General features: G+C 72.1%; 24 protein-coding genes. 13 read left to right on the forward strand and 11 right to left on the reverse strand.

Annotated elements, in window-relative coordinates; genetic code table 11:
- Window positions 1-28 precede the first annotated feature (28 nt).
- Both AB0L00_RS28260 and AB0L00_RS28265 read right to left on the reverse strand, forming a co-directional pair.
- Window positions 29-268 (reverse strand): cinnamycin family lantibiotic, encoded by a 240-nt coding sequence (locus AB0L00_RS28260; RefSeq protein ID WP_364440119.1) that lies wholly within the window; start codon window positions 266-268, stop codon window positions 29-31.
- Window positions 269-303: 35 nt separating this feature from the next.
- Window positions 304-690 (reverse strand): DurN family substrate-assisted peptide maturase, encoded by a 387-nt coding sequence (locus AB0L00_RS28265; protein ID WP_364440120.1) that lies wholly within the window; start codon window positions 688-690, stop codon window positions 304-306.
- Window positions 691-949: 259 nt separating this feature from the next.
- On the opposite strand from AB0L00_RS28265, the gene AB0L00_RS28270 reads away from it, so the two are divergent.
- Window positions 950-2230, forward strand: a complete 1281-nt coding sequence (locus AB0L00_RS28270; RefSeq protein ID WP_364440121.1) for a cytochrome P450 — start codon at window positions 950-952, stop codon at window positions 2228-2230.
- Between the two features lie 28 nt (window positions 2231-2258).
- Here the strand turns inward: AB0L00_RS28270 and AB0L00_RS28275 are convergent, their stop codons facing one another.
- Window positions 2259-3530, reverse strand: coding sequence for a lactate racemase domain-containing protein (locus AB0L00_RS28275; RefSeq protein ID WP_364440122.1), 1272 nt, complete (start codon window positions 3528-3530; stop codon window positions 2259-2261).
- 189 nt (window positions 3531-3719) lie between these two features.
- Between AB0L00_RS28275 and AB0L00_RS28280 the strand changes: the two genes are divergently transcribed.
- Window positions 3720-5270 (forward strand): AMP-binding protein, encoded by a 1551-nt coding sequence (locus AB0L00_RS28280; protein ID WP_364440123.1) that lies wholly within the window; start codon window positions 3720-3722, stop codon window positions 5268-5270.
- Between the two features lie 433 nt (window positions 5271-5703).
- The gene (locus tag AB0L00_RS28285) at window positions 5704-6540 is read left to right on the forward strand and encodes an alpha/beta hydrolase (RefSeq protein WP_364440124.1); all 837 of its coding nucleotides are present in this window, start codon (window positions 5704-5706) and stop codon (window positions 6538-6540) included.
- 50 nt (window positions 6541-6590) lie between these two features.
- Here AB0L00_RS28285 and AB0L00_RS28290 read toward each other — a convergent pair whose 3' ends face one another.
- The gene (locus AB0L00_RS28290) at window positions 6591-7508 is read right to left on the reverse strand and encodes a hypothetical protein (RefSeq protein WP_364440125.1); all 918 of its coding nucleotides are present in this window, start codon (window positions 7506-7508) and stop codon (window positions 6591-6593) included.
- 194 nt (window positions 7509-7702) lie between these two features.
- On the opposite strand from AB0L00_RS28290, the gene AB0L00_RS28295 reads away from it, so the two are divergent.
- Window positions 7703-8530, forward strand: coding sequence for a DUF1206 domain-containing protein (locus AB0L00_RS28295; RefSeq protein ID WP_364440126.1), 828 nt, complete (start codon window positions 7703-7705; stop codon window positions 8528-8530).
- Here the strand turns inward: AB0L00_RS28295 and AB0L00_RS28300 are convergent.
- From AB0L00_RS28300 to AB0L00_RS28310, 3 genes are all read right to left on the reverse strand, one after another.
- Window positions 8494-8805 carry a hypothetical protein gene (locus AB0L00_RS28300; RefSeq protein ID WP_364440127.1) on the reverse strand — a complete coding sequence of 104 codons (312 nt, stop codon included), beginning with the start codon at window positions 8803-8805 and terminating at the stop codon, window positions 8494-8496. The genes AB0L00_RS28295 and AB0L00_RS28300 overlap by 37 nt on opposite strands.
- Before the next feature lie 45 nt (window positions 8806-8850).
- Complete coding sequence (locus AB0L00_RS28305; protein ID WP_364440128.1) at window positions 8851-9357, reverse strand: CBS domain-containing protein; 507 nt, start codon at window positions 9355-9357, stop codon at window positions 8851-8853.
- Between the two features lie 64 nt (window positions 9358-9421).
- On the reverse strand, window positions 9422-9850 hold the full coding sequence (locus AB0L00_RS28310) for a pyridoxamine 5'-phosphate oxidase family protein (protein ID WP_364440129.1): 429 nt from the start codon (window positions 9848-9850) through the stop codon (window positions 9422-9424).
- A 288-nt stretch (window positions 9851-10138) separates the two neighbouring features.
- Between AB0L00_RS28310 and AB0L00_RS28315 the strand changes: the two genes are divergently transcribed.
- From AB0L00_RS28315 to AB0L00_RS28330, 4 genes are all read left to right on the forward strand, one after another.
- Window positions 10139-12502, forward strand: a complete 2364-nt coding sequence (locus AB0L00_RS28315) for a phosphoketolase family protein (protein ID WP_364440130.1) — start codon at window positions 10139-10141, stop codon at window positions 12500-12502.
- On the forward strand, window positions 12499-13560 hold the full coding sequence (locus tag AB0L00_RS28320) for an acetate/propionate family kinase (RefSeq protein WP_364440131.1): 1062 nt from the start codon (window positions 12499-12501) through the stop codon (window positions 13558-13560). The genes AB0L00_RS28315 and AB0L00_RS28320 overlap by 4 nt, the downstream gene beginning before the upstream one ends.
- 110 nt (window positions 13561-13670) lie before the next feature.
- A complete protein-coding gene (locus AB0L00_RS28325; protein ID WP_364440132.1) occupies window positions 13671-15281 on the forward strand; it encodes a GAF domain-containing protein in 1611 nt (536 codons plus the stop codon).
- A gap of 144 nt (window positions 15282-15425) precedes the next feature.
- Window positions 15426-16355, forward strand: coding sequence for a universal stress protein (locus tag AB0L00_RS28330; protein ID WP_364440133.1), 930 nt, complete (start codon window positions 15426-15428; stop codon window positions 16353-16355).
- Between the two features lie 163 nt (window positions 16356-16518).
- Here AB0L00_RS28330 and AB0L00_RS28335 read toward each other — a convergent pair whose 3' ends face one another.
- Entirely contained in the window at window positions 16519-18039 is a 1521-nt protein-coding gene (locus AB0L00_RS28335; RefSeq protein ID WP_364440134.1) for a HAMP domain-containing sensor histidine kinase, read from the reverse strand.
- A 41-nt stretch (window positions 18040-18080) separates the two neighbouring features.
- Window positions 18081-18788 (reverse strand): response regulator transcription factor, encoded by a 708-nt coding sequence (locus AB0L00_RS28340; protein WP_364440135.1) that lies wholly within the window; start codon window positions 18786-18788, stop codon window positions 18081-18083.
- A 235-nt stretch (window positions 18789-19023) separates the two neighbouring features.
- On the opposite strand from AB0L00_RS28340, the gene AB0L00_RS28345 reads away from it, so the two are divergent.
- From AB0L00_RS28345 to AB0L00_RS28355, 3 genes are read left to right on the forward strand one after another with little or no spacing between them, the layout of a single operon-like run.
- A complete protein-coding gene (locus tag AB0L00_RS28345) occupies window positions 19024-20394 on the forward strand; it encodes a ferredoxin reductase family protein (protein WP_364440136.1) in 1371 nt (456 codons plus the stop codon).
- Window positions 20395-20408: 14 nt separating this feature from the next.
- Window positions 20409-20906 carry an FMN-binding protein gene (locus AB0L00_RS28350; protein ID WP_364440137.1) on the forward strand — a complete coding sequence of 166 codons (498 nt, stop codon included), beginning with the start codon at window positions 20409-20411 and terminating at the stop codon, window positions 20904-20906.
- The gene (locus AB0L00_RS28355; protein ID WP_364440138.1) at window positions 20903-21733 is read left to right on the forward strand and encodes an FAD:protein FMN transferase; all 831 of its coding nucleotides are present in this window, start codon (window positions 20903-20905) and stop codon (window positions 21731-21733) included. Before AB0L00_RS28350 ends, AB0L00_RS28355 begins: the two co-directional genes overlap by 4 nt.
- On the opposite strand, the gene AB0L00_RS28360 is transcribed toward AB0L00_RS28355, so the two are convergent.
- Window positions 21649-22452, reverse strand: coding sequence for an HAD-IIA family hydrolase (locus AB0L00_RS28360; protein ID WP_364440139.1), 804 nt, complete (start codon window positions 22450-22452; stop codon window positions 21649-21651). The genes AB0L00_RS28355 and AB0L00_RS28360 overlap by 85 nt on opposite strands.
- Window positions 22453-22557: 105 nt before the next feature.
- Window positions 22558-24162: an adenylate/guanylate cyclase domain-containing protein gene (locus AB0L00_RS28365; RefSeq protein WP_364440140.1), complete on the reverse strand. Its 1605-nt coding sequence runs from the start codon at window positions 24160-24162 to the stop codon at window positions 22558-22560.
- A gap of 116 nt (window positions 24163-24278) precedes the next feature.
- Between AB0L00_RS28365 and AB0L00_RS28370 the strand changes: the two genes are divergently transcribed.
- Both AB0L00_RS28370 and AB0L00_RS28375 read left to right on the forward strand, forming a co-directional pair.
- On the forward strand, window positions 24279-25217 hold the full coding sequence (locus tag AB0L00_RS28370; RefSeq protein ID WP_364440141.1) for an aldo/keto reductase: 939 nt from the start codon (window positions 24279-24281) through the stop codon (window positions 25215-25217).
- Window positions 25218-25356: 139 nt separating this feature from the next.
- Entirely contained in the window at window positions 25357-26286 is a 930-nt protein-coding gene (locus AB0L00_RS28375; RefSeq protein WP_364440142.1) for a hypothetical protein, read from the forward strand.
- Window positions 26287-26333: the final 47 nt, after the last annotated feature.

Below are 26333 nucleotides of genomic sequence, written 5' to 3' on the forward strand. Positions count from 1 at the left end.
CACCGGTTGGTTCTCGTTCGGCGGTCGACTACTTGGTGCCGCCGTCGCAGATGATCGTGAACGGACCCGCGCTGCAGCTGCTCGCGCAGGCGTACACCTCGGTGGCGGCCACGCCCTCGGTCCAGAAGTCGAGGGTCTCCTCGTCCAGCGGCTCGACGGAGGCGGGAACGGTGCCCGCGGAGACCCCGAACGCCTCGGGAGCCGCCAGCATCTCGGCGCGGACCTCCGCGTCCGCCGCCGCGTGACGCAGTACGCTGCTCGGTGACATCGCCTTTCTCCTTTTCTGTCGTGAACCCTGCCGTGCTATTCGACCAGTTCGGTCGCCAGTCGAATGCCGAGCTGCCGTTCGGCATTCTTGATCTCGGCTATCGCGGCGTCCATGTTCGGTTTGTCGTTCTGCCAGGCGATCATCTCCTCTTCCTCGGCGGATATTCCATCTCGAATCCAGAGGGATTCGAGCCATTCCTTGGTGGTCTGGGGGTGCAGGTCCGTCACCGGGGTCATCCGCGCCAGCAGCGGCTCCTCGTGGAGTGAGAGCGCGAGCCGGAGCACCTCCTGCAGCCGGCCGTCGGGCGGTAGCAGCGCGCACAGCAGCATGAGGTGCTGGATCTGACGGACCGTCTCGATCGCCCGATGCTTGGTCAGATCGCTCGGCGGCTTCGGCCCGGTGCCCTTGAGTCCCACGCGCATGTCCTCCTCGGGCGATCGATGTGATCGCTTTGTGTAATTACGTGGTCACACAGAGTTAAACAAGATGGATGCTATTGGTGTGCCAGTGGGAAGTCAAGACCCCGTGGAATGTCCCATAGAGGGTGATTTGAGAGGAGTGAAGGTCGAGGGCTTGCCAGTCGAATTCATCAATGCTGGAATCTGCTCACGCGCGGAAGTTCGGAGGGCGCGAACGGTCCGCGAAGTCTTATTTTTCGGTATTCATCGTGGAGGAGGTGGAATGGCGACTCCCGCGACTCCTGTCACCGTCGATCTTTTGGATCCCGAACTGCTACGGGACCCGTTTCACGGCTATTCGCGGCTGCGCGAGCGGTCGCCGATGGCGCAGGTCGTGCACGGCGACCGGGGCTCGGCCCTCTGGATCGTCACGCGGCACGCGGACGTCCGGCTGGTGCTGAGCGACCGCAGGTTCGTCAACAACCCGCGCAACGTGCCCGGCATGGAGCTCGAGGACGCCCGCACGGAGATCTTCCGGACCATGGGGATCGACGAGGAGTACGCGCCGTACCTGCTCCGGAGCGTGCTGGACGTCGACGGCGACGACCATCTCAGGCTCCGCAGGCTCGTCTCCCGCACGTTCACGGCGCGCCGGGTCGCGACGCTGCTGCCCCGGGTCAGGGAGATCACCGGCAGGCTGCTCGACCGTCTTCCCGACCGGGCGTCCCCGCAGGACGGCGTGGTGGACCTCCTCGAGCACTTCGCCTATCCGCTGCCGATCACGGTCATCTGCGAGCTGGTCGGCATCCCCGAGGAGGACCGCGAGCAGTGGCTGCGGTGGAGCAGCGCCCTGATGCGATCGCATGAGACCGGGAACTTCACCGCGGCGATCCGCGGCATCGTGGAGCACATCGAGGAGCTCGTCGCACGCCGCCGGGCCGAGCCCGCCGACGATCTGCTGACCGCGCTGATCGGCGTCCACGACGAGGACGGCTCCGTGCTCAGCGAGTTCGAGCTGGTCACCATGGTGCTGACCATCGTGCTGGCCGGGCACGAGACCACCGCGCACCTGATCGGCAACGGCATGGTGGCGCTGCTGACCCACCGCGACCAGCTCGAACTGCTGCGCGCCGGCACGACCGTGCTGCTGCCACGCGCCGTGCACGAGCTGATGCGCTGGTGCGGGCCGGTGCAGGCCGCCCGGTTCAGGTACGCCGCCGAGGACGTCGAGATCGGCGGCAGGAGGCTGCGGAAGGGGTCACCGGTGATGGCCAGCCTCGTCTCCGCCAACTTCGACCCGCGCCGCTTCGCCGACCCCCACCGGCTCGACATCACCCGGCAGCCGGACGGCCGTCAGGAGACCCACCTCGGATTCGGCCACGGCCTGCACTACTGCCTCGGCGCCGCCCTGGCCCGCCAGGAGGCCGAGGTCGCCTTCACCGGCCTCCTCGGCCGCTACCCCGACCTGTCCCTCGCCGTCCCCCCGGAGAACCTGGACCGCATCCCCATGCCCGGCGCCTGGCGGCTGGCCGCCCTCCCCGTACGGCTCACCCCCACCGCCTGACCTGTGCCCACCCCGCCGTTCGCGGGACTCAGCGCGTGTTCGGCGCGGCGAGGCGGTAGAGGATCTCGCCGGCGTCCGGGACGACCAGGAGGTCCGGGTCCGGGTCCGCGATCCACCGGTCGACGTCGACGGTGGCGGGGTCGCGGTAGCCGAGGCCGTGGGCGGCGCAGACCTCCTCGGGGATGCCGGTGGCGAGCGTCACGTTGATCCGCGGCCGCTCCACCCCCGCCTCGAAGGTGCCCTGACCGCGCAGGTGCGTGCTGTGCGCCAGGACGCCGAGCGGCCGGTCGCGGAACCGGTCCCACTGGGCGAGGAAGTAGTCGCGCGTGTGGTAACCGATCTCGGCGAGGACCGCGCCGTGGGTGACGCTGAACCGGTCGATGTGCGGGGCGTAGACGATCACTTCACCGCCGTCGGCGATCACGGGCTCGACCTTGTACATCCCCTTGGCGGCCGTCCACATGTCGGCGTACCGGCGCGGCATGACCGACAGCACCGTCTTGTACGGCCGGTCGACGTACCGGACGTGCACGCGGGCGGACAGGTCGGCGGCCGCGGCCCAGGCGTCCTCGGGCGTCCCCGAGTAGAGGCCGGCCAGGTCGGTCCCGCCCGGCCGTACGACCATGGCCAGGCACAGCTTCGGCGTCGGGATCATCGCGGCGGCGTGGTCGATGATCGCCCGTACGGCGGTGATGCCGCGGGTGCCGATGATGTCGTGGCTGGTGATCAGGGCGCCGAGCCAGTGCGAGAGATCGATCACCTCCGGGCCGGCGACGCCCGGGAAGAAGTACTTGTTGCCCCCGGAGAACCCGACGACCTCGTGCGGGAACACCGGGCCGCAGACGATCACGAGGTCCGCGTCGACGACGAGACGGTTGATCCGTACGTCGACGCCACTGTCGAGCCGTCCGCCACTCAGCTCGCGGACCTGCTCGGCCGTGATCGTGCCGAGGGCCGCGTACGTCGCCGGATCGGACCAGGCGTGGTTGAGGACGGTCATCGCCGGGAGCAGACGGTCCCGGCCGATCCCGGTGGCGCCGACGAGGGCGTCGAGGGCGGCGTCGTCCATGGGCTGGTGGGTGCCGAGCGCGACCAGGACGTCGATGCGGGCCGCGCGGCCGGCGAGCGCGTCGTGCAGCAGGCGGAGCATCAGGGGCATCGGCGCCGAACGGGTGCCGTCCGGGATGATGACGGCGACGTGCCGGCCGTCCAGATCCCGGCCGGCCAGCATGTCCTGAACGGTCCGGCGGATCTCCTCCTCGGTGAGCGTGCGCTCCGGCCCGCCCGTTCCCTGTACCACGATCGGATCTTCCTTCCCTCGGTCGCCACCGCCTCCCCGGAAGACCATCTCACCATCGAATCCCTGATGAGAGAACGGGATCGCGCCCCACGGAACGCGCGGTTCCCGCGACGGGTTCTTCTGAGAATCCTCTGAGGAGCGCCGGTCTAGCCTCCTGCGGTCGGACGAGTCGACCGCAGCGAGGCGACGATGCAGGACAGGCCAGACGACGGGCTCTTCCCACGGGCTCTGCTGGACGCGCTGGCGAGCGCGCCGGAGGCGCCGGCGTTCGAGCACGGGGACCGTACGGTCTCGCGGGGCGCGCTGCTGGAGACGATCCGGCGGGTGGCGGGCGCGTTGCGGGCCGCGGGCCTCGGCCCCGGCCAGGGCGTCGCGCTGGTGACGTCGGTCTCGCCGGAGGCGTTCGCCGCGCGGGTCGCCGCGTACACGCTGGGCTGCCGGGTCGTCGGCGTACGGCCGGGGTACACGGCCGGGCAGCTCGCCGCGATGCTGGACGCCGACCTCGCGGCGATCGTGGTCGACGGACCGTCCGTGACGCCGGAGCTGATCGCGGAGGCCGGGGCGGCACCGCTGCTGTCGCTGGGGGAGAGCCCGGCAGGGGAGGATCTGCTCGCGGGAGCGGCCGACGGGCCGATGAGCGTCCAGGGGCGACCCGGCGACGTCGCCCGGCTGACCTACACGAGCGGCAGCACCGGGCGGCCCAAGGGGTGCGCGCAGACCTACCAGGCCCTCACCGCGCACTGGGCGCACCGGCCCGCCGCCTGGACGCCGGAGCTCGTCCGGATGGCGCACGGGTTCGAGCGCTGCCTGGTGTTCGGCACGCTGGCCAGCCCGGTGGTCATGGACTGGGCCACGTTGTCCCTGATGGGCGGGGGGACTTGCGTGATCCCGGATCCGGGCGACACGCGCCCGCTGTTCCCGTACGCCCTCGAGCGTCATCGGATCACCGGGACGATCATGACCGTGCCCCGGCTCTACCAGCTGCTCGACGTCCTGCGCGAGGAGGCCGCCGACCTGGGGAGCCTGCGAGCGGTCATGGTGTCCGGATCGCCGGTGAACCCGCGGCGGCTCACGGAGGCCGTCGAGCGTCTCGGCCCGGTGGTGTACCAGGGGTACGGACAGAGCGAGGCGGGTCTGATCTCGGTGCTGACGCCCGAGATGATCGCCGCGGGTCCGGCCGCCGTCCTGGCCTCGGTGGGCCGGCCGCTGCCGTTCGTGGACATCGAGGTACGGGACGAGGGCGGGCGCCCGGTCGGGATGGGGGAGACCGGTGAGATCTGGCTGCGCAGCCCGTACATGATGAGCGGGTACTGGGGCGATCCGGCACAGACCGCCGAAACGCTGCGGGACGGCCTGCTGCGCACCCGCGATCTCGGCCGGCTGGACGAGCGGGGCCTGCTGCACCTCGTCGGGCGTAGCCGCGACGTGATCATCGTCAACGCCGAGGTCTGCTACGCCGGTCCGATCGAGTCGGTCCTGGCGGACCACCCGGACGTCGACCAGGCGTACGTCGTCGGCATCCCGGACGAGCGGACCGGCGAGGCGATCCACGCGTTCGTGGTGCCGGCCGAAGGCCGGACCCCGGACCTCGGCGCGCTGGCCCGGGCCGTGCGGGAGCGGCTCGGCGCCGCGAGCGCGCCCGAGACGATCACGGTGATCTCCGAGGCACCGGTCGCTGCCAGCGGCAAGTTCGACAAGCGGGCGCTGCGATCCGGACTCGCGGACCGCGAGAAGCGGTGACCACGGATCGGCGTGGCGGTGGTCACCGTACGGACCGGGACCTCGTGACGAGGACGGTAACGGACCGTGATGATTGCCTGTCGAATCGTGCATATCCCCGCATCCGGCGCAGGTAGAAGCAGGTACCCGAAGGGGGAGTTCCCCCGTATCGCCGTCGGCCGGGCAGAGGGACGATCGGTCGTGGTTCCTCCGAACGAGTACACCGAGGCGCAGAAATGACAAAAATCCCCCTCTGCGGCCGGGCTGAGGAGTCGGGCCGTTCGATACCCGTCGGTGGTGTCGTGTGACCTCCTACGACGACCTCCCCGCCGGATTCGCAGACATCGTCGCCCCCAGTCGACAGGCCAGGGCCCTCGCGCGCGCCCTGAGCTTCGGATGGCGGCCCATGGTCGACCGCCTGAGCGGACGCTTCGTATCCCTCACGGTGCTCCGCATGGCCATCGAACACGGCACCCGCCTGCTACGACCGGATCCCGGAGTACGGGTCGAGGCCCTGGCCCGAGCGGCGGGCGCGCCGGTCTCCGGCGAGTGGGTCCGGCCGCCCGAGCCCGCCAAGGGCGCGATCCTGTACCTGCACGGCGGTGGGTACGCGTTCTGCTCGCCGCGCACCCACCGCACGCTCACGAGCCGGCTCGCCGCCGACACCGGGCTGCCGGTCCTCGCGCCGAGCTACCGCCTGGCCCCCGAACATCCGTTCCCCGCCGCGCTCGAGGACGCCCTGGCGGCCTACCGGTGGCTGCTCACCGACCTGCCGCCGTCCCGGATCGTGATCGCGGGCGACTCCTCCGGAGGTCACCTCGCCGCCGCCACGGTCGGTGAGGCGATCCGTTCCGGACTGCCGGCGCCGGGCGGCGTCGTGCTGTTCTCGCCCTGGGTCGACCTGAGCTGCGAACTGTCGGTGCTCAGCGACCGGGAGTACCGCGATCCGTTCATCAGCCCCGCGCTGGCGCGGCACTTCGGCCGGCTGTACGTCGGCGATCACAACGACTGGTCCGACCCGCGTCTGTCACTGCTGGACTGTGACGGCCTCGAGCTGCCGCCCTTCCTCATCCAGGTGGCGAAGCAGGAGGTCCTGCGCGGGGAGGCCGAACGGCTCGCCGAGGCCCTCACCAGCTCCGGAAACAGGTGTGAGCTGCAGATCTGGCCAGGGCAGATCCACGTGTTCCAGCTGTTCAACCGGCTGTTCCCCGAGGCACGGGCGGCCGTACGGGAGGCGGCCGACTTCATCCACACCGCCGTCGGCATCGATGCCGCAGACAAGGCGGCCTGATCGCCGAGCACGTCCGACACCCGTCGGCCGGTCCGACCGACCGATCCCGGTCAGGAGGAGCCGAGGGCCTCCCCCGGGTGGGACGCCCGGCCGACGGCGTGCTCGGCCGCGCCGAAGCGGGCCACCGCGACGGCGCCGGCGACGGCGAGCACGAAGCCCACCAGGGCGGCCCAGGTGTAGCCGGGGCGTGAGGCGTCGCCGAGCCAGACCACACCGAGCAGGCCGGGGACGACCGTTTCGCCCACGACGAGGGCCGCGGTCGCCCCGTTGACAGAGCCGATCTGCAGCGCGACCGTGTGCAGGTACATGCCTCCGACGCCGCCGACCGTCAGGGCGTACAGGGCGGGGTCGGCCAGCAGCGCGTCCGGGTCGAGCGGACGCACGCCGTTCAGCACGCGCACGCCCACGCCCACTGCGCCGAAACCCAGTCCGGACAGCAGCCCGGCCAGGATCGCGGCCTTGGCGCCCACCAGCCGTACGACGAGGAATCCGGCGCCGATGAGCAGCACGGAGATCGCCAGGAGCCACCAGTGGGTCGAGATCGAGGTGTCGCCGGTGCCCTCGTGCCCGGCCGCCCCGGCCAGCAGGACGAGAGCACTGCACACGACCGCGATGGACAGCCACTCGAGCCGGTTCAGCCGGACGCCCAGCAGCTTGATCCCCAACAGGGCGGTGATCACCAGGTTCGCACTGATCACGGTTTGCGACAGGAACAGGGGGAGTAGCCGGGCGGCCAGCGCGCCGAGCCCGAAACCGGCCGCGTCCAGGACCGACCCCAGGAGGAACTCCCACGTGACGGCGGCCTTCGCGGTGGAGGAGAGGCTGGGGCCGCCGTGCGCGGTCGTGGCCGTCGTGGCCCCCGCCGCGATCTCCCGGCGGGCGGACCTGCGCGCCCCCACCGCCTGCAGAACCGATCCGGTGCCGTAACAGGCGGATGCGGCGATGGCGGTCAGGAGGCCGATGACCATGCACTGCTCCGATCGTGCACCGCCGGGTCGGGGATCCCGGCGCCGTGGGCGGGGGTGCGGGGCGACGGAAGTGAGATCACCACCCTCGATAGTCCTGACGCCCGACGAGGGGTGCGAAGTTCCGGGCACGGGCCGGCGGTCAGGTTTGATCCCGAGCGGAGAGGGCATCTCGCGGCCGATCCAGGAGGTGGCTCATGACCGCGCACAGCGCGCACCTACGGGCGGCCGGACGCCGCGCGTCCAACAGCACGCCGTTTCAGCTTCTCGCCCGGAGCGGCCTCGCCGCCCGCGGCCTCAACTACCTTCTGGTTGGCTACCTCGCGATCAAGATCGCTTTCGGCAAGGGCGGCCACGCGGACCGGCAGGGCGCGTTGGAGACGGTCGCCAAGACCACCGGCGGCAGCGTGATCCTGTGGCTGCTGGCGCTCGGTTTCGCGGGCCTGGCCCTGTGGCGGTACAGCGAGGCCCTCCTCGGCCAGTCCGGGCCGGACGGGCACAAGGCCACCAAGCGCCTGGCCTCCCTGGCGCGCGGGGTGTTCTACACAGGCATCTGCGCCACCACGGTGGCCTTCATCATCGGCGCCGGCGGGCGGAGCTCCAGCGACAAGAAGTCCAAGGACTACACGGCGAAGGCGATGCACGAGATCCCGGCGGGGCGCTGGCTCGTCCTGCTCGTCGGGATCGGGTTCATCGCGGGCGGCATCGGCATCGCGGTCGGCGCCCTGCGGCGCAACTTCGAGAAGCAGCTCAAGACCGAGCAGATGAGCGCACGGGTCCGTAAGGTCGTCGAGGCACTGGGGATGGTCGGCCGCTCCACCCGGGCGCTCGTGTTCGCGGCGGCCGGGGTGTTTCTCGCCTACGCCGCGATCACCTTCGATCCCGGCAAGGCCAAGGGCGTCGACGGGACACTGCGCGAGTTCGCCTCCACCTCGGTGGGGCCGTGGCTGCTGGTCCTGGTCGCGTTCGGCCTCGTTGTCTTCGGCCTCTACTCCTTCTGCGAGGCCCGCTGGCGCCGGGTGTAGGGCCTCGCGGGGGGCGCCGTCGCCGGTACGGCCAGATCGTTCGGCGGCGTCGCCCGTACGGGCCTCTCGTCCGGTGCCCTCGCCGGTACGGCTGCGTCGTCCGGTGCCGTGGTCCGTACGGCCGCCTCGTCCGGATCCGGGTCGCCGGTCACCTCACGGGCGAGTGCCTGGACGGCGTGGGTGAGCAGGGCGACGCTGACTTCCAACCGGTGGATGCGCTCCTCCAGAAGGGCGATCGACGGCTCCGACAGCCCGGAGACGATCTGCCGCGGCATCGGCTCTCCTCTCCCGTCCCGTGCGTCCACGCCCGATACCGCCGCTCAGCTCGGCGGTATCGTGCTGCCCTCCGGGTGCCGTCCGGGCAGTACCGGTTCGATGCGGTAGAGCGCAGGGGTGGTGACGTGCCCGGCTCGGGCGGGCCGGCGCGCCCCGGCGGCCAGCGCGATCAGGTCCCGCGCCGTGAACAGGCCCGACAGCCGCCCGTCGTCGTCGAGGACCGGGACCACATCGGTCTCGGCGGCCAGCATCGCCCGTGCGGCCGTGGCGACGGAGTCCTGCGGGCGGACGTGCGTCGGCGAACGGTGACCGAGGAGGGCCCCCACCGGCTTGCGCATCCGGTCCGGGCCGCCGCTGTCCCAGGCGGCGGCCAGCGTCTCGGCGTCCAGGACTCCGACGAAGCCTCCCTCATCGCTCAGGACGGGTACGTGGTGGTAGCCGCCCTGCCGCATCAGCTCCCAGGTCAGCAGGGCGGACTCCGTCTCGGTGACGGCGAGCACGTCCGTCGACATGGCCTCGCCCACCGGCTGTTCTTCCAGTGTCCCGGTCACGGGACCTCCTTCGTCGGAGGAGTGACCAGGGGGCTGTGCTTGTCGATTCCCTCGCTTCGCTCGGTCATGGTCTCGCCTCCACCATCATCGGATGAAACCGTCGTCCGCTGACGACGTCACTCCGGATACGGATGAAGTGGTCGTGCCGTCCGGGGATCCACGGATCAAGCGGCAACCGGGACAACCCGGAGCGCTCCCCGGAGTCGTACACCGCCCGCGCCTGCCCGACGACGGTGACGGACCAGCCCGCCCGGTCGCCGGCGTCGAAGGCGTCCACCTCGAACGCGACGATCGCACCGCACGTCGCCGCGGCCAGCTTCGAACCGGACGCGGTCGCGATGATCACGTCCTCGCCGTGCAGGACGAAGTTCACCGGCTGGATCGCGGGCAGGGCCCGGTCGGTGAAGACGATCCGGCCGACCTGGACGGATCCCATGAGGGCGAGGCATTCCTCCCGGCCGAGGACCTCCAGCCCGTTGACGTCGAGGTGCATATCTCGATGCTGTTCCGTCGGAGGTGTGCAGGGCAGAGGCGAACGTCCCATGTCCGATGGCCCTTCTCCGGCGGTGCGTCCGGTTCGGGACCTTCGTACTCGGCAGGCGGCTCCGTTCCGCGGCACGCGTCCGCGCGTCCGGGGACCTTCGTCCCTGCTGGCGTCCCGGCGGCCCGTGATCAGATGGAGATCTCGGGCCGCCGACCGGCCGCGCGACGCTTCGTGCGAGGCGCGCCGGGTGACTGGAGCGGCTCGACCCGTGCCCCTCTCGCTCGAGGAGATCGCGCCATGACCTTGGCGGACGACGAACTGCGCCGGATCGACGCGTATTGGCGGGCCGCGAACTACCTGTCGGTCGGACAGATCTACCTGCGCGCCAACCCGCTGCTGCGGGAGCCGCTGGCCCGGGACCACATCAAGCCGCGGCTGCTGGGTCACTGGGGGACCTCGCCCGGGCTGAACCTCTGCTACGTCCACCTCAACCGCGTCATCAAGGAACGCGACCTGAACATGATGTACGTCATGGGCCCCGGGCACGGCGGCCCGGCGGCGGTCGCGAACGCCTGGCTCGAGGGCACCTACAGCGAGGTGTATCCGCCGGTGTCGCGCGACGCCGCGGGGATGGCCCGGCTGTTCCGGCAGTTCTCCTTCCCCGGTGGCGTGCCCAGCCACGTCGCGCCCGAGACGCCCGGTTCGATCCACGAGGGCGGTGAGCTGGGGTACTCCCTCGCCCACGCCTACGGCGCGGCGTTCGACAACCCGGACCTGATCGTGGCCTGCATCGTCGGCGACGGCGAGGCGGAGACCGGGCCGCTGGCGGCGAGCTGGCACTCCACCAAGTTCCTCGACCCGGTGACCGACGGCGCGGTGCTGCCGATCCTGCACCTGAACGGCTACAAGATCGCCAATCCGACCGTCCTCGCCCGCATCCCGGAGCCCGAGCTGGTCTCCCTGCTGGAGGGGTACGGCCACCGGCCGATCATCGTCAGCGGCGACGAGCCCGCGGACGTGCACCGGCGGCTCGCGGACGCCCTGGACGACGCTCTGACGGACATCGCCCGCATCCAGGCGGCCGCGCGCGGCGGCGAATCGACGGAGCGCCCGCGCTGGCCCATGATCGTGCTGCGGACGCCGAAGGGCTGGACCGGCCCGCGCGAGGTCGACGGGGTGCCCGTCGAGGGCACGTGGCGGTCCCACCAGGTGCCGCTCGGCCGGGTGCGGGAGGACCCGGAGCACCTGGCCGCGCTGGAGGCGTGGCTGCGCTCCTACCGTCCGGAGGAGCTGTTCGACGAGGACGGCCGGCCGGTTCCCGAGCTGCGGGCGCTGCCGCCCGAAGGTGATCGGCGGATGAGCGCGAACCCGAACGCCAACGGCGGCCTGCTGCTGCGCGACCTGAACCTGCGCGACTTCCGCGACTACGCCGTGCCGGTCGACAAGCCCGGGACGACCTTCAGCGAGGCGACCCGCGTGCTGGGCGGCTTCCTGCGCGACGTGATCGCCGACAACCCGCACGATTTCCGGATCATGGGGCCGGACGAGACCGCCTCGAACCGCCTGTCGGCCGTCTTCGACGAGACGGACCGGGTCTGGCAGGCCGAGCGGCTGCCGACCGACGAGCACCTGGGCCCGCACGGCCGGGTGATGGAGGTGCTCAGCGAGCACCTGTGCCAGGGCTGGCTGGAGGGCTACCTGCTCACCGGGCGCCACGGGCTGTTCAACAGCTACGAGGCCTTCATCCACATCGTCGACTCGATGTTCAACCAGCACGCCAAGTGGCTGTACGTCACCCGCCGCCTGCCGTGGCGACGGCCGATCGCGTCGCTGAACTACCTGCTCAGCTCGCACGTCTGGCGGCAGGATCACAACGGCTTCACCCACCAGGACCCGGGATTCCTCGACGTCGTGGTGAACAAGAAGTCGGAGATCGTCCGGGTCTACCTGCCGCCGGACGCGAACACGCTGCTGTCCGTGGCCGATCACTGCCTCCGCTCCCGCGACTACGTCAACGTCGTCGTCGCCGGCAAACAGCCCGCCCTCACGTGGCTGCCGATGGAGGAGGCGGTCCTGCACTGCGCGCGCGGCATCGGCATCTGGGACTGGGCCGGGACCGACACCGGCGGCGACCCGGACGTCGTCCTGGCCTGCGCCGGCGACATCCCCACCCTCGAGACGCTCGCCGCGGCGGATCTGCTCCGCCAGTATTTCCCCGAACTCCGAGTCCGCGTGGTGAACGTCGTCGACCTGATGCGGCTGCAGCCCGACACCGAGCACCCCCACGGGCTGTCCGACGCGGAGTACGACGCGCTCTTCACCACCGACAAGCCGGTGATCTTCGCGTTCCACGGCTACCCCTACCTGATCCACCGCCTCGCCTACCGGCGGCACGGCCACCATCACCTGCACGTCCGCGGGTACAAGGAGGAGGGCACCACGACCACGCCGTTCGACATGGTGATGATGAACGACCTCGATCGCTTCCACCTCGTGATGGACGTCATCGACCGGCTCCCGCAGTTGGGCGGGCGGGCCGCGTACGTCCGTCAGCAGATGGTCGACCGCCGTCTCCAGGCCCGCGCGTACACGCGCGAGCACGGCGAGGACCACCCCGACGTGGCGAACTGGGTGTGGCCGCACGGCGGCGGGCTCTCATGACGAAGGTGCTCGTGGTCAACGCCGGGTCGAGCAGCCTCAAGCTGAGCCTGCTCGACTCCGACGACACGGTCCTGGCCCGGCCGCGGAGCCTGGAGGAGATCCCGGACCTGCCCGCCCCCGACGCGATCGGGCACCGGATCGTGCACGGGGGCCGGGAGTTCATCGAGCCGGTGCTGATCGACGACGACGTCGAGCGGCGGCTGCGGGCGCTCGTCGACCTGGCCCCGCTGCACCAGCCGAAGTCGATCGACGGCATCGACGCCGTACGGGCGGTGCTGCCCGGCGTTCCGGAGGTGGCCTGCTTCGACACCGCCTTCCACGCCGGGCTGCCGCCCGCCGCCGCGACCTACGCCCTGCCCGCGGCGTGGCGGGAGAAGTACGGCCTGCGCCGTTACGGGTTCCACGGCCTGTCCCACGCGTACGCCGGGCGGCGGGCGGCGGAACTGGTCGGCGCCGACGCGGCGGGGCTGCGCGTCGTCGTCTGCCACCTGGGCGCCGGGGCGTCGCTGTGCGCGGTGGCCGGGGGCCGGTCGGTGGACACCACGATGGGGTTCACGCCGCTCGAAGGGCTGGTCATGGCCACCCGGTCCGGCAGCGTCGACCCGGGGTTGCTGCTGTGGCTGCAGCAGCGCGCCGGCCTGACCGCCGACGACCTGGCCCAGTCGCTGGAGCACGAGTCCGGCCTGCTGGCCCTGGCCGGGACCGCCGACATGCGGCAGATCCTCGCCCGCGACGACCCCGACGCGACGCTCGCGCTGGAGATCTACCTGCACCGGCTGCGCGACCGGATCGCCGGGATGGCGGCTGCCATGGGCGGTCTCGACGTCCTGGCGTTCACCGGGGGCGTCGGCGAGCACGCGCCCGAGGTCAGGCAGGGCGCGGCGGACGGGCTGGCCTTCCTGGGCGTGCGGATCGACCCGGAGCGCAACGCCGCCGCCCGCGCCGACGCGGACATCGGAGCCCCGGGGGCGGCGGTCCGCTCGCTGGTCGTGACGGCGCGGGAGGACGTCGAGGTCGCGGCGGGGACCCGGGCGGTGCTGCGGACGGCGTCCGGCTGACGTGCTCTCCGGCGGTTCGGTCCGATGCGCCCTGCACCCCGGTGACCTGGTGTTCCATACTGTGAGCAGCGGGTCCAGGCAGCAGCCTGACGGGGGAGGTCTCCGCTGCCATGCCTTCAGACAGCCGGTCGGGCCAGGACTGGTCCGGCCTTCTGCCGCAGCTGAGGCTCGACGAACTGCTCGCCGAGCTGCAGACGCGGCTGGCCGACGTGCTCACCACGCGCGACCGCGTGCACGCGCTGGTGGAGGCGGTCGTGACGATCGAGAGCGACCTCGACCTCGACGGTGTGCTGCGGCGGATCGTCCAGGCGGCGGCCGCCCTCGTGGGTGCCCGCCGGTGCGCGCTGAGAGTGATCGGGGAGGACGACCGTCTCGGGCGGCTCGTGACCGTCGGAGGCTCCGACGGCCCCGGCACCGACTCGTGGTCGGACCGGTCGTTCAGCGTGCCGGTCCAGGTCCGGGACGCGGTGTTCGGCACGCTCTGCCTCGCCGACAAAGAGGACGGCGGCGAGTTCGACGAGAATGACGAGAACGTGCTCACGGCGCTCGCCGTCGCGGCCGGGGTGGCGATCGAGAACGCCCGGCTGTACGAGGAGGCCCGGCGGCGGGAGCGCTGGCTCGAGGCGTCGGCCGAGGTCTCGGCGTCGTTGCTGTCCGGCACCGAGCCGGAGGAGGTGCTCGTGCTGGTCGCCGAGCGCGCCCGGCAGGTCTGCTCCGCCGCCACGGCCTGCGTGCTCCTCGCCACGGGCGATGAATTCGTCATCGAGGCCACCGCCGGCCGGCACGCCGACGCGCTCCGCGGAGTACGGCTCCGCATCGCCGACGTCGTCGCGGGCCGGGTCTACCGGAGCGGCCGGTCCGTCGTGCTGGCCGACGCGGAGGAGTATCTGCGCCCCGCCGGGAGCCGCCTGCCGGACCCGATCGGGCCGGTGCTGATCGTCCCGCTGGGCTCGGGCATTGCCGCGCGCGGCGTGCTGTCGGTGGCCAACCCGCCGGGCGGGCCGATGTTCGGGCGGTCCGCCCGCCGGTTGCTGGAGGCGTTCGCCGCACAGGCGGCGGTGGCGCTGGAGCTCGCGGACCGGCGCCGCGACGCCGGGCGGCTCGTGCTGCTGGAAGAGCGGGGCCGGATCGCCAAGGACCTGCACGACACCGTCATCCAGCGCCTGTTCGCGACGGCCATGACGCTGGCGAGCGCGGCCCAGGCCATCGTACGGAACGACGTCGCCGTGCGCGTCCAGCGGGCGGTCGACGACCTGGACGACACGATCCGGCAGATCCGCTCGACGATCTTCGCGCTGCAGGTGACGCCTGCCGACCACGGACTGCGCTCGCGGATCCAGCGGGAGATCGACCGGGCGGAGGCGACCCTCGGCTTCGCTCCGGAGGTCCGTCTGAACGGCCCCTTGGACCTGGCGGTGGACGAAGGGGTGGCCGGGCAGGTGCCCGCCGTCCTGGCGGAGGCGCTGTCCAACGCCGCACGGCACGCCCGTGCCCATCGGGTGAGCGTGACCGTGACCGCGGCCGACCAGGTGGTCGTACGGGTCGCCGACGACGGGATCGGCATCAGGCCGGGCGGACGCCGGAGCGGCCTGCGCAACCTCGCCGAACGGGCCGAGCGGCTCGGCGGCTCGTTCGACATCGGCCCGGGGGAGGGCGGCGGCAGCGTCCTGGAGTGGCGCGTGCCCGCCGGCGGATCTGGTGGGGCGGAGCCCCCCCGATAAGGCGGAGACCTGGTGCCCGGCGGGCCGTGTACGGGCCGCGGGTGCTGCGAATCAGCGATTCCGCTGGTGACATGGGCCGAGCGGCCACCACCACGGGGACCTTGGTCCCTTCAACCGCGCCGCACCGGAGATGACGCTGAAGGTGTGAAGGAACCCCACAAAGATCATATGGCGTACGCGGCCGGTGGCGGCGAGCCGGCCGGGCAGCGACGATCTCCGCCGCCGATCGTCGTCGGGACGGACGGCTCACCCCGCGCCGGCCTCGCCGTCGAATGGGCCGCCGAGGAGGCGGGCCGGACGGGACACCCACTGCACGTACTCCACGCGATCGAACGCTGGCCGTGCGACATGCCGTTCCACCCGGCCCCCGGTATGGCCGAATCCCGCACCGAGAGCGGTGCTCGCGTCCTCGCCGAAGCCGCCGAGCTGGCCCTGAAGGCCAGGCCGGACATCGAGGTCACCACCGGGCTCGTCGAAGAGACTCCCGCCGAGGCGCTTCGGCAGGCGGCCTTCGGCGCGTACGAGACCGTGATCGGCAACCGCGGCCTCGGGGGCCTCGCGGCCCTGCTGCTCGGGTCGACCGGGTTGAAGGTCGCGGGGCACGTTCCCGGACCGGTGATCATCGTTCGGGGAGAGCTGGAGGAGACCCGTGGCGAGGTCGTCGTCGGAGTCGACCGTTCCGGGGAGTCCGCCCTCGCGCTCCGGTACGCCTTCGAGGCGGCGCGGGCCCGCGGCGCGTGGGTGCGGGCCGTGCACGTCTGGGAGACCTCGTTGACCGAGATCGACGGCGGTTACCCGGCCGCGATCCGCGAAGCGGCCGCGTCCGCCGCGAACCTCCTGGTCGGCGCCGTGACACCCTGGCGGGACCGGTATCCCGAGGTCAGGGTCATCGAACAGGCGGTCTCGGGGCATCCGGTCGGGGAGCTCGTCGAGCGCTCCGCCCACGCGGACCTGCTCGTCGTCGGCGTGCGTTCGAACTGCGGCGGACGCCGCGGCCTGCACCTCGGCTCGGTGAGCCATGGCGTGATCCATCACGCGCCCTGCCCGGTCGCGGTCGTCCGCGCCCGCTCCTGACAAGCGCTCGTAGGCCACCCCCTCCGAGCAACGCGCTTGTACGACCGCGACCACCCGCTTGTACGCCCGCGACCACGCGCTCGTACGCGCCGCCCGGACTACGCGGTCGCCACGCACGCCCTGGCCTCATGATCGGTTCGCCCCCCCGGCCGGGCGGGCGGCCTCAGGCCGGGGGCTCCTTGTCAGGCGACCCGACCGGCAGCCGGATCCGCACGCAGGTTCGTCCCGGCTCGCTGCTGAGCGTGCTGGATCCGCCGTGGGCCTGGACGACGGCGGACACGATCGCCAGCCCCAGCCCGCTGCCGCCGGCCTTGCGCGATCGTGAACCGTCGCCCCGTACGAAGCGTTCGAAGACGTCGTCGCGCAGCTCGGCGGGCACGCCGGGGCCGTCGTCGACCACCTCCAGGAGGACCGTCCCGTCGCGGTCGGGCGCGGCGACGCGCACGGTGACGTTCGTGTCCGGCGGGGTGTGGGTGTGGGCGTTGGTGAGGAGGTTGCCGAGGACCTGATGCAGCCGGAACTCGTCCCCGTACACCGTGACCGGGTCCTCCGGCAGGTCGAGAGCCCAGTGGTGGCCGGGGCCGGCGGCCCGCGCGTCGCTGGTCGTGTCGATGGCGAGGCGGGTCAGGTCGACCGGTTCGTGCGCGAGCGGGCGCCCGGCGTCGAGCCGCGCCAGCAGGAGCAGGTCGTCCACCAGGTGCCCCATCCGCACCGACTCCGCCTCGATCCGGCGCAGGGCGTGATCGACCCGCGGACCGGTCTGGCCGGGGTCCCGGCGGGCCAGTTCGGCGTGGCTGCGGACGCTCGCCAGGGGGGTGCGCAGCTCGTGGCTGGCATCGGCGATGAACCGTCGCAGCCTGTCCTCGCTGGCCTGCCGCTGGGCGAGCGCCGACTCGACGTGTTCCAGCATGTGGTTGAAGGCCGTGCTGACCTGCCCGACCTCGGTGTCGGGCTCGGTGTCCGGCACCCGGGCGGGCAGCGCGACCTCCCCGCTCGCCAGCGGCAGCTCGGAGACGTGGATGGCGGTCGCGGCGACGCGGCGCAGCGGGCGCAGGGCGAGCCGGACGAACGTGGCGCCGGCCACCCCGCCGACGGCGAGGACCACGATGAACACCGTGATCTCGACCATGACGAGCCGGCCCACCGTCTCGTCGACGCCGTGCATCGGCAGCCCGGTGACCAGGACGTCGCGGTCCTCGCCGCGGCTGGCCATGAGCCGGTACTTGCCGAGGGACTCCAGCTCGACCGTCCGGGGCCGGCCGTCGGGAGACAGCGCCTCCAGCCGCGCCTGGTCCGGCGCGGGCAGGTCGAGCTCGCCGCCGTGGTCCCGTACGACGCCGCACTGGGTGACCTGGCCGTCTGCCAGGCGGGCGCCGAACGTGCCGACCGCCTGGCCCTTCACCCGGTCGAAGCGGTCGCCCTCCACGGCGTGCTCGAGGCTGATGGCGTACCGGCCCCTGGCGTCCTGGAGCTGGCTGTCCAGCCGCTCGATGAGGAAGCGCTGCAGGGAGAGGGTCGTGACGATGCCGACGATCGTGCAGGCGAGCGTGAACAGCAGGAGCGACCCGACGATCAGCCTGCCGCGCAGGGTACGGACCCGGAGGCGGCCCAGCGGGGGGCGGAGCCGGCGCCGGGGAACGCGGTGGCGGGTCAGGGGCCCTCCTTCGTCGGAGGAGCGACCCATGTGGCTGTGCTTTCGGTTCCCTCGCTCCGCTCGGTCACGGGTCATGAGGCGGGCGGCCGCAGGACGTAGCCGACGCCGCGCACGGTGTGGATCATCGGCTCGCGCCCGGCGTCGATCTTCTTCCGCAGGTAGCTGACGTACAGCTCGACGACGTGCGCCTGCCCGCCGAAGTCGTAGTTCCACACGCGGTCGAGGATCTGCGGCTTGGACAGCACCCGGCGCGGGTTGCGCATGAAGTAGCGCAGCAGCTCGAACTCGGTGGCCGTCAGCTCGATCAGGTCGCCGCCCCGGCGCACCTCACGGGAGCCCTCGTCGAGGGTGATGTCCCCGACCGCGAGGGTCTCGCCGCTCTGCGCCCGCGCCAGTCCGGAGCGCCGGAGCAGGCCGCGCAGCCGGGCCAGCACCTCCTCGAGGCTGAACGGCTTGGTGACGTAGTCGTCACCGCCGGCGGTGATGCCCGCGACCCGGTCCTCCACGGCGTCCCGCGCGGTCAGGAACAGCACGCACACGTCCGGATTGTCCGCCCGTAGCCGGCGCATGACCTCCAGGCCGTCGAAGTCGGGGAGCATCACGTCGAGCAGGACGGCGTCGGGCCGGAACTCCCGGCCCGCCTTCACCGCCTCGGCGCCGGCCCCGGCGGTCATGACCTCCCAGCCCTCGAAGCGCAAGACGCTGGCGAGGACCTCCGCGAGGCTCGTCTCGTCGTCCACCACCAGCGCGCGCACGGGTGAACCGTCGGGGCGGGTCATCAACGGGTGCCTGGTCGACGGGGATTCGGGGGGCCGGAGGTCGTTCATCGTCACCTACGCTGCTCGCCGCACTTCTGCTCACCCTAAACGTTCGCTGAGAATCCCCTCTGAACGTCCCTCATCCGCGCAGGCCGCCGCGGTCTCAGCGGGCGCGCACAAGTGGTTCAGAAGGAACGTTCAGGTTCGAGCCCGAGAGTAGGCGTCCGAACGACCCAAAGCATACGGGGGACAAATCGTGACCACTCTCAACGAACGGGCGACGGTGCGCCGGCCACCCGCGCGCCGGCAGCCGGTGCGCGCCCGGCCCGAGCACGTGCTGGTCCCGATCGGCCTGGGAGCGGCCGCGGTGATCGCGTTGTGGTGGCATGACACTCCGGCCATCACCGGGTTCGGCGACTGGCTCACCAACGCCGGGCGCATCACCGGGCTGCTGGCGGGCTTCGCCGCCGTCGTCCTCGTCGCCCTCATGGCCCGGATCCCGGCGCTCGAGCGCGGGGTCGGCACGGACCGGCTCGCCCGGTGGCACGCGATGGGCGGCCGGTACATGGTGTGGCTCGTCGTGGCGCACGCACTCCTGATCATCTGGGGGTACGCCGTCACCGCGCACACGGACCCGATCCACCAGACCAAGACGCTGCTGCTGAGCTATCCGGACGTGCTGATGGGCACCGTCGCGGCGTTGCTCTTCGTCGGCGTCGGCATCGTGTCCGCCCGCGCGGCACGCCGCCGGATGCGCTACGAGACGTGGTACTACCTGCACTTCTACACCTACCTGGCGATCGCGCTGGCGTTCAGCCACCAGTTCGCGACGGGTGCCGACTTCATGGCGAGCCTGCCCGCCCGCGTCCTGTGGTCCGCGCTGTACATCACCGTCGGCGCGCTGCTCGTCTGGTTCCGGATCACGGTGCCGCTGTGGCGGGCGTTCCGGCACGGGATGCGGGTCGAAGGCGTGTACCGCGAGGGCCCCGGTGTCGTCTCGGTATGGGTCCGCGGCCGGCACCTGGACGAGCTCCGGGCGGAGCCGGGCCAGTTCTTCCGCTGGCGGTTCCTCACCCGTGACCTGTGGTGGGCCGCGAACCCGTACTCGCTGTCGGCTCCCGCCCGGCCGGACATGCTCCGCGTCACGGTGAAGAACTTCGGGGAGCACAGCGCCGGGCTGTCCCGGCTGCGGCCCGGAACCCGCGTGTTCGCCGAGGGCCCGTACGGGGCGTTCACCGCGGGACGGCGCCGGCAGCGGAAGGTGCTGCTGCTGGCCGGCGGGGTCGGCATCACCCCCATCCGCACGCTGTTCGAGACGCTCCCGGCCGAGCCCGGTGACCTGACGCTCGTCTACCGGGCCACCGACTGGTCCGACGTGGTCTTCCAGGAGGAGCTCCGCCGGATCGCGGAGGCCCGCGGCGCCGCGCTGCACTACCTGGTGGGCTCGCGCCGGGACCTCGGCGGCGACCCGCTGTCCCCGCAGGTCCTCACGCGGATCCTGCCCGACCTGAGCGCCCACGACGTCTACGTCTGCGGCCCGGACGGCATGGCGAACGCCGCGAAGGCGGCCCTCCACCAGGCGGGTGTGCCGCGCCGCCGCATCCACCACGAGTCTTTCGAGTTCTGAGGAGACGAGAACCAATGAAGAGGGCGATCCTCGCCATCGTCGGGACCGTCGCCGGGCTGGTCCTGCTGCTGAGTTTCAAGACGCATCAGGCCTCGAGCAGCGGCGGCGCCGGGGCCGCGGCGGGCACGGGTTCGGGCACGGACGGCGGCGCGGCGGCGCCGGCGCCGAGCGCCGGTAGCAGCGAGAGCGCCGGCACCGGGACCGGAAGCGGGACCGGCAAGACGACCAGGTCCACGACACGGACCGTCACGGGGAAGACCATCGACACGCGCTGGGGTCCCGTCCAGGTGCAGGTCACCCTCAAGGACGGGAAGATCACCAAGGTCCAGGCGATCCAGTTGCCGAGCGAGAACCCGCGCGACCGGGAGATCAACAACTTCGCCGTGCCGCAGCTCGACCAGGAGACCCTGTCGGCGCAGAACGCGCAGATCGACGCGGTCTCCGGCGCCACCTACACCAGCGAGGGCTACATCCAGTCGCTGCAGAGCGCGCTCGACAAGGCCGGCAAGTGACGGCGCTGCGGCACGTCGAGCCCTGCATGGGGACGGTCTTCTCCTTCGACCTGCGTGAGCCGTACCCCAGTGACGGCGCGCTCGAAGAGGTCATCGCCTGGCTGCACTGGGTCGACGCGACCTTCTCGACGTACCGGCCGGAGAGCGACATCGGCCGGCTGGCGCGCGGTGAGGTGGAGGTGGGCGACTGCGCGCCCGAGGTCGGGGAGATCCTGGCTCTGTGCGACCGGCTCACCGAGGCCACCGACGGCTGCTTCAGCGCTTACGCCGGCGGCGCGCTCGACCCGTCCGGTGTGGTCAAGGGCTGGGCGATCGAACGCGCCGGGAGCATGCTGCGCGCGGCCGGCTCGCCGAACCACCACGTCAACGGGGGCGGCGACCTCCAGCTGTCCGGGGGCCCCGAGCCGGGCCGGCCGTGGCGGGTGGGCATCGCCGATCCGCTGCGCCCCGGCACGGTGGCCACGGTCGTCGCCGGGCGCGACCTGGCCGTGGCGACCTCCGGGACCGCCGAACGCGGCGCGCACATCCTCGACCCGCGCACCGGACGGCCCGCGGCCGCCCTCGCCGCGGTGACCGTCGTCGGGCCGAGCGTCACCTTCGCCGACGCCTACGCGACCGCGGCCTTCGTGATGGGGGAGGCCGCCCGCGACTGGATCGAGGGCCTGATCGGATACGAGGCGTACGGCTTCGGGATCGACGGGCGCACCTGGGCCACCACCGGGCTGCGCGCCGACGCCCCCGGTCAGCCCTCGACCAGGTCCGGCAGGTCGACCATGTCCACGAGGTCGGCGATCGAGTCCGCGACCCGCTGCGGACGGAAGGGGTAACGCTCGATCTCGCCTCGGGCGGTCACCCCGGTCAGCACCAGGATCGTGTACAGACCGGCCTCCATGCCGGACACCACGTCGGTGTCCATGCGGTCACCGATCATCGCGGTGCTCTCGCTGTGCCCGCCGACGGTGTTGAGGGCGTTCCGCATCATCAGGGGGTTCGGCTTGCCGACGAAGTAGGGCTCCACCCCGGTGGCCTTGGTGATCAGCGCGGCGACCGCGCCGGTGGCCGGCAGCGCGCCCTCGGTGGAGGGGCCGATGGGGTCGGGGTTCGTGGCGATGAACCGCGCGCCCTTGTTGACCAGGCGGATCGCGGTCGTGATCGCGGTGAAGCTGTACGTCCGGGTCTCGCCGAGCACGACGTAGTCGGGGTCGAGGTCGGTCAGGACGTACCCGATCTCGTGCAGGGCGGTCGTCAGGCCCGCCTCGCCCAGGACGTACGCCGAGCCGCCCGGGCGCTGGTCGTCGAGGAACTGGGCGGTGGCCAGCGCGGATGTGTAGATCGACTCGATCGGCACGTCGAGCCCGGCGTTCCGCAGCCGGACGTGCAGGTCCCTCGGCGTGTAGATCGAGTTGTTGGTCAGCACGAGGAAGGGCTTGCCGGCCTCCCTGAGCCGGGAGAGGAACTCCTTGGCCCCCGGCACCGGCTGGCCCTCGTGCACCAGCACGCCGTCCATGTCCGTCAACCAGGTGTTGATCGGCTTGCGCTCAGTCATGCGACCAAATATCCCGCATCGCCGTGGCCGTTATCCAGCCGGGACCACCCCGGCGGGTGACCCCCCGGAGTCGTGGGGGTGTCCGGCCGCAGACCTGGTGTTCCTTCAGCGGCGGAGGCGGTTGATCACGCGGTCGAGGCCGCTGGGCGGCGGCCGCCGGAACGGCGCGGCCAGACGCGTCCGGCTGGTGCGGCCGCGCAGCGTCACGGCGCTCCCGAGCCGCCAGTGCGCGGCCTCGGACTGGTCGGCGGCCGCGACGACCGCGGCCGACGCGAGCAGCCGGTCGGGCGCCGCCGTCTTGGCGAGGTCGCTGAGCCGCGCGGCCTCGTTGACCGGATCCCCGATCACGGTGTACTCCAGGCGCTGCTCCGCGCCGATGTGCCCGGCGACGACCTGCCCGGCCGACACGCCGATCCCGGCGACCAGTTGGGGGAGCTCCTCCCGCAGTCGCCACGAGAGCTCACGGGCGGCGGCCAGGGCCTGGCCTGCCGGGTCCTCGAGCCGCTCGGGCGCGCCGAAGACGGCCAGGGCCGCGTCCCCCTGGAACTTGTTGATCAGACCGCCGTGCCCGGCCACGACCTCGACGACGACGCCGAAGTAGGCGTTCAGCAGGGCGACGACCTCACCGGGCGGCCGCGTCGCGGCCAGGTGCGTCGAGCCCTGGAGATCGACGAAGAAGACGGCGGCGTCGCAGGTCTCGCCGCCCAGGACCACGCCGTGTTCCAGCGCGTGCCGGGCGACGTCCTCCCCGACGTGCCGGCCGAACAGGTCCCGCAGCCGCTCGTTCTCCCGCAGCCCCGCCGCCATGTGGTTGAACCCGGCCTGCAGCCGGCCCAGCTCGCTCGCGTCATAGACCGGGACCGACGCCCGCAGGTCACCGCGCTCGATCCGCGCCAGCCCCTCCCGTACGGAGCGGACCGGGTCGGCGATCGCCCGGGCGGCGAAGTAGGTCACCTGGAACCCCACCAGCAGGGCGACGCCGCCGAGCACCAGGATTGTGACGGCCAACTGGGTGAGGGACATGCCGTCGACGACCAGCGCCGCCACCGCGGCGGCGACGAGGCCCAGGACGGGCACCCCGCTGCCGAGCGCCCACGCGAGCATGGTGCGCGGCGTGATGCCGAACCATGCGTCGTACTGCGCCGGGCCCGCCGCCATCACCACCGCGGCGATGGGCCGCAGCAGGCGCTCGGTGAGCAGGTACACGATCGCGCAGGTGGTGACCCCGCCGAGTGCGGTGATCATGCCGACCTTCAGGGCGAGCAGATCGGAGTAGGGCGCGTCGATCACGGCCCAGCCGACCGCGCCCAGGCCCCACAACGTGCCCTGCATCGCCATCAGCCGCAGGGGGCCGCGCAGCACGCCGCGCCGCTCCTCCGCGGTGGGATCGCGCTCGTGGCGGGCGAAGGTGCGCACCGGGCGGAACAGCCACATTCCCCAGGTGACGCCGATCGGCGCGCCGAACAGGAGGTAGGCGCAGAAGACCAGGAGGTTGACGAGCCGGACGTGCGCGGGGTCGGCGATCCCCGGCGGGTCCGGCATGACGAACGTCGAGAAGAGCAGGACGAACAGCGCGCCGGCGAGGTTCGCGCCGCCGACCGCCACCATGAGCAGCCACCGCGCACGGCGTTCGAGCATCGCGCGCGAGGCGCCCGGCGGCCCGTCCAGCCGACCGTGCAGCCCCTTCTTCGTCAACACCCTGGCGGCCACCGCCCGACTGCCTCCTCCGCGCATCTGTGGAAGACCAGTGTGACTGATCGTCCGGAGAACTCGCGCGGGGGAGGCCGGGGAACCCCCTGCGGACGGCCTCGTGGCACGGTAGGCGCATGACCGTGATCGGGAGGATGGGGCTCGGGCTGGCCGCCCTCGGGCGACCGGCGTACATCAACCTCGGCCGCGACGGCGCGTTGCCCGCCGAACGTACGGTGGAGGCGATGCGGGACGCCGCCTGGCAGGTGCTGGACGCCGCGTACGACGAGGGGATCCGCTGGGCGGACGCCGCCCGCTCGTACGGGCTGGCCGAGGAGTTCCTGGCCGGCTGGCTGGACGAGCGGGGGCACCGGGACGTCACCGTCTCCAGCAAGTGGGGATACGCCTACGTCGGGGAGTGGCGTTTGGACGCGGACGTCCACGAGGTCAAGGAGCACTCCCTGCCGAGGTTCCGGGACCAGTCGGCGCGGACGCGGGAGCTGCTCGGCGACCGCCTGGCGGTCTACCAGATCCACTCCCTCATGGCGGACGGCCCGGTGTTCGCCGACGCCGCCCTGCAGCGGGCGCTGGCCGATCTCGCGGCCGAGGGCGTACGGGTCGGCTTCTCCACGTCCGGGCCGGCCCAGGCCGAGACGGTACGGCGCGCGCTCGACCTCGAGGTCGACGGGCGGCCCCTGTTCACGGCCGTGCAGTCGACCTGGAACGTCCTGGAGCCCTCGGTGGGCGACGCGCTCGCCGAGGCCCACGCCCGTGGTCTCCACGTCCTCGTCAAGGAGGGGCTGGCCAACGGCCGGCTCGCGGTCGAGCCGCCCGCGGCGCTGCGGGAGATCGCCGCGGCGCACGGGGTCGGGACGGACGCGGTCGCGCTCGCCGCCGTGCTCGCCCGGCCCTGGGCGGACACCGTGCTGACCGGCGCGGTGAGCGTCCCGCAGCTGACGTCGAACCTCGCGGCCGCGCGCGTCTCGCTGAGCCCCGACGCCCGCGCCGCGCTGGACGCGCTCGCCACCCCGCCCGAGGAGTACTGGAACCACCGCGCCGCCCTCGCCTGGACATGACGCGGTATTGATCCAAACTGAGTACGAGATCCACCTATATCGGCGAACATGGCTATTGACGCCATGATCGCTATCCGCGACAGTCGTGACACTTGGAGCGAGGAACAGGTGTCGCGAAGCGGGACGAAAGGCTCGGTGTATGGGTGGATCCGACGTCAGGGGCGCAGTCCTGGCGCTGATGGCGACCCTCATCTACTACCTGGGCTTCATCGTCTTCCGAGTGGCGGCGGGCCGCATGCCCGAACTCCGCGGTACCCGTCCGCTCCGTCTCCTGCGGTACACCTACACCGACTGGCTGTGGCTGTCCGGCCTGGTGATCGTGCTGGCCGGCGTGGCCACGCAGGTCAAGGCGCTGACGATGCTCCCGCTGAGCCTCGCCCAGCCGATCTTCGCCGCCAGTCTCCTGTTCATCCTCTTCTACGCCGGTGTCTTCTTCGGTGAGCGGCTGACCGGTCGCGAGTGGGCCAGCGTGGGCCTGTTCGGCCTCGCGACCGCGCTGGTCGGAGCGTCGAACGGCCGGCACGAGGTGCTGACCAGCGCGGTCGCCGGGCCGCTCACCCTGGCCGCCGTCGTCGTCCCCGGCGTCCTGGTGGGGGTGGCGGTCCTCGTCGGCGGTGACATCCGGACGTTCGGCCGGCACGCGCGGCCGCTGGCCGGCATCGCGTACGGCCTCGGCTCCGGCGTCAGCCTCGGCGTCTCCGAGCTCGCGCTCAAGGGGGTGGCCGCCATCTACAACACGCACGGGCTCGCGGCCGCCGCCTACGGCTCGCCGTACCCGTACGTCGCGGTCGGGATGGCGGCGCTCGGTCTGGCCCAGCTGCAGATCGGCCTCCAGCGCTGCCGGATGTCGATCGTCGTGTCCGTGCTCACCGTGATCGCCAAGACCCAGCTCGTCATCCTCGGCGCGCTGCTGTACAAGGAGCCGTGGCCGTCCGACAGCCTGCTGGCGGCGCTCCGGATCGCGGCGTTCGTCCTGGCGGGTGCGGCGCTGGTGCTGTTCCCCCGGCACGAGGCCGTGGAGGAGCGTCCCGGCGCCGCGCTGGTGGCCTCCGCGCGCGAGCGTGCATAGCGGAGATTAACCGGACAGCCCCTAGCCTGACTTAATGGGTCAAAAGC

This window comes from Actinoallomurus sp. NPDC052308 (genome assembly GCF_040679195.1).
GTDB classification, from domain to species: Bacteria; Actinomycetota; Actinomycetes; order Streptosporangiales; family Streptosporangiaceae; genus Actinoallomurus; species Actinoallomurus liliacearum.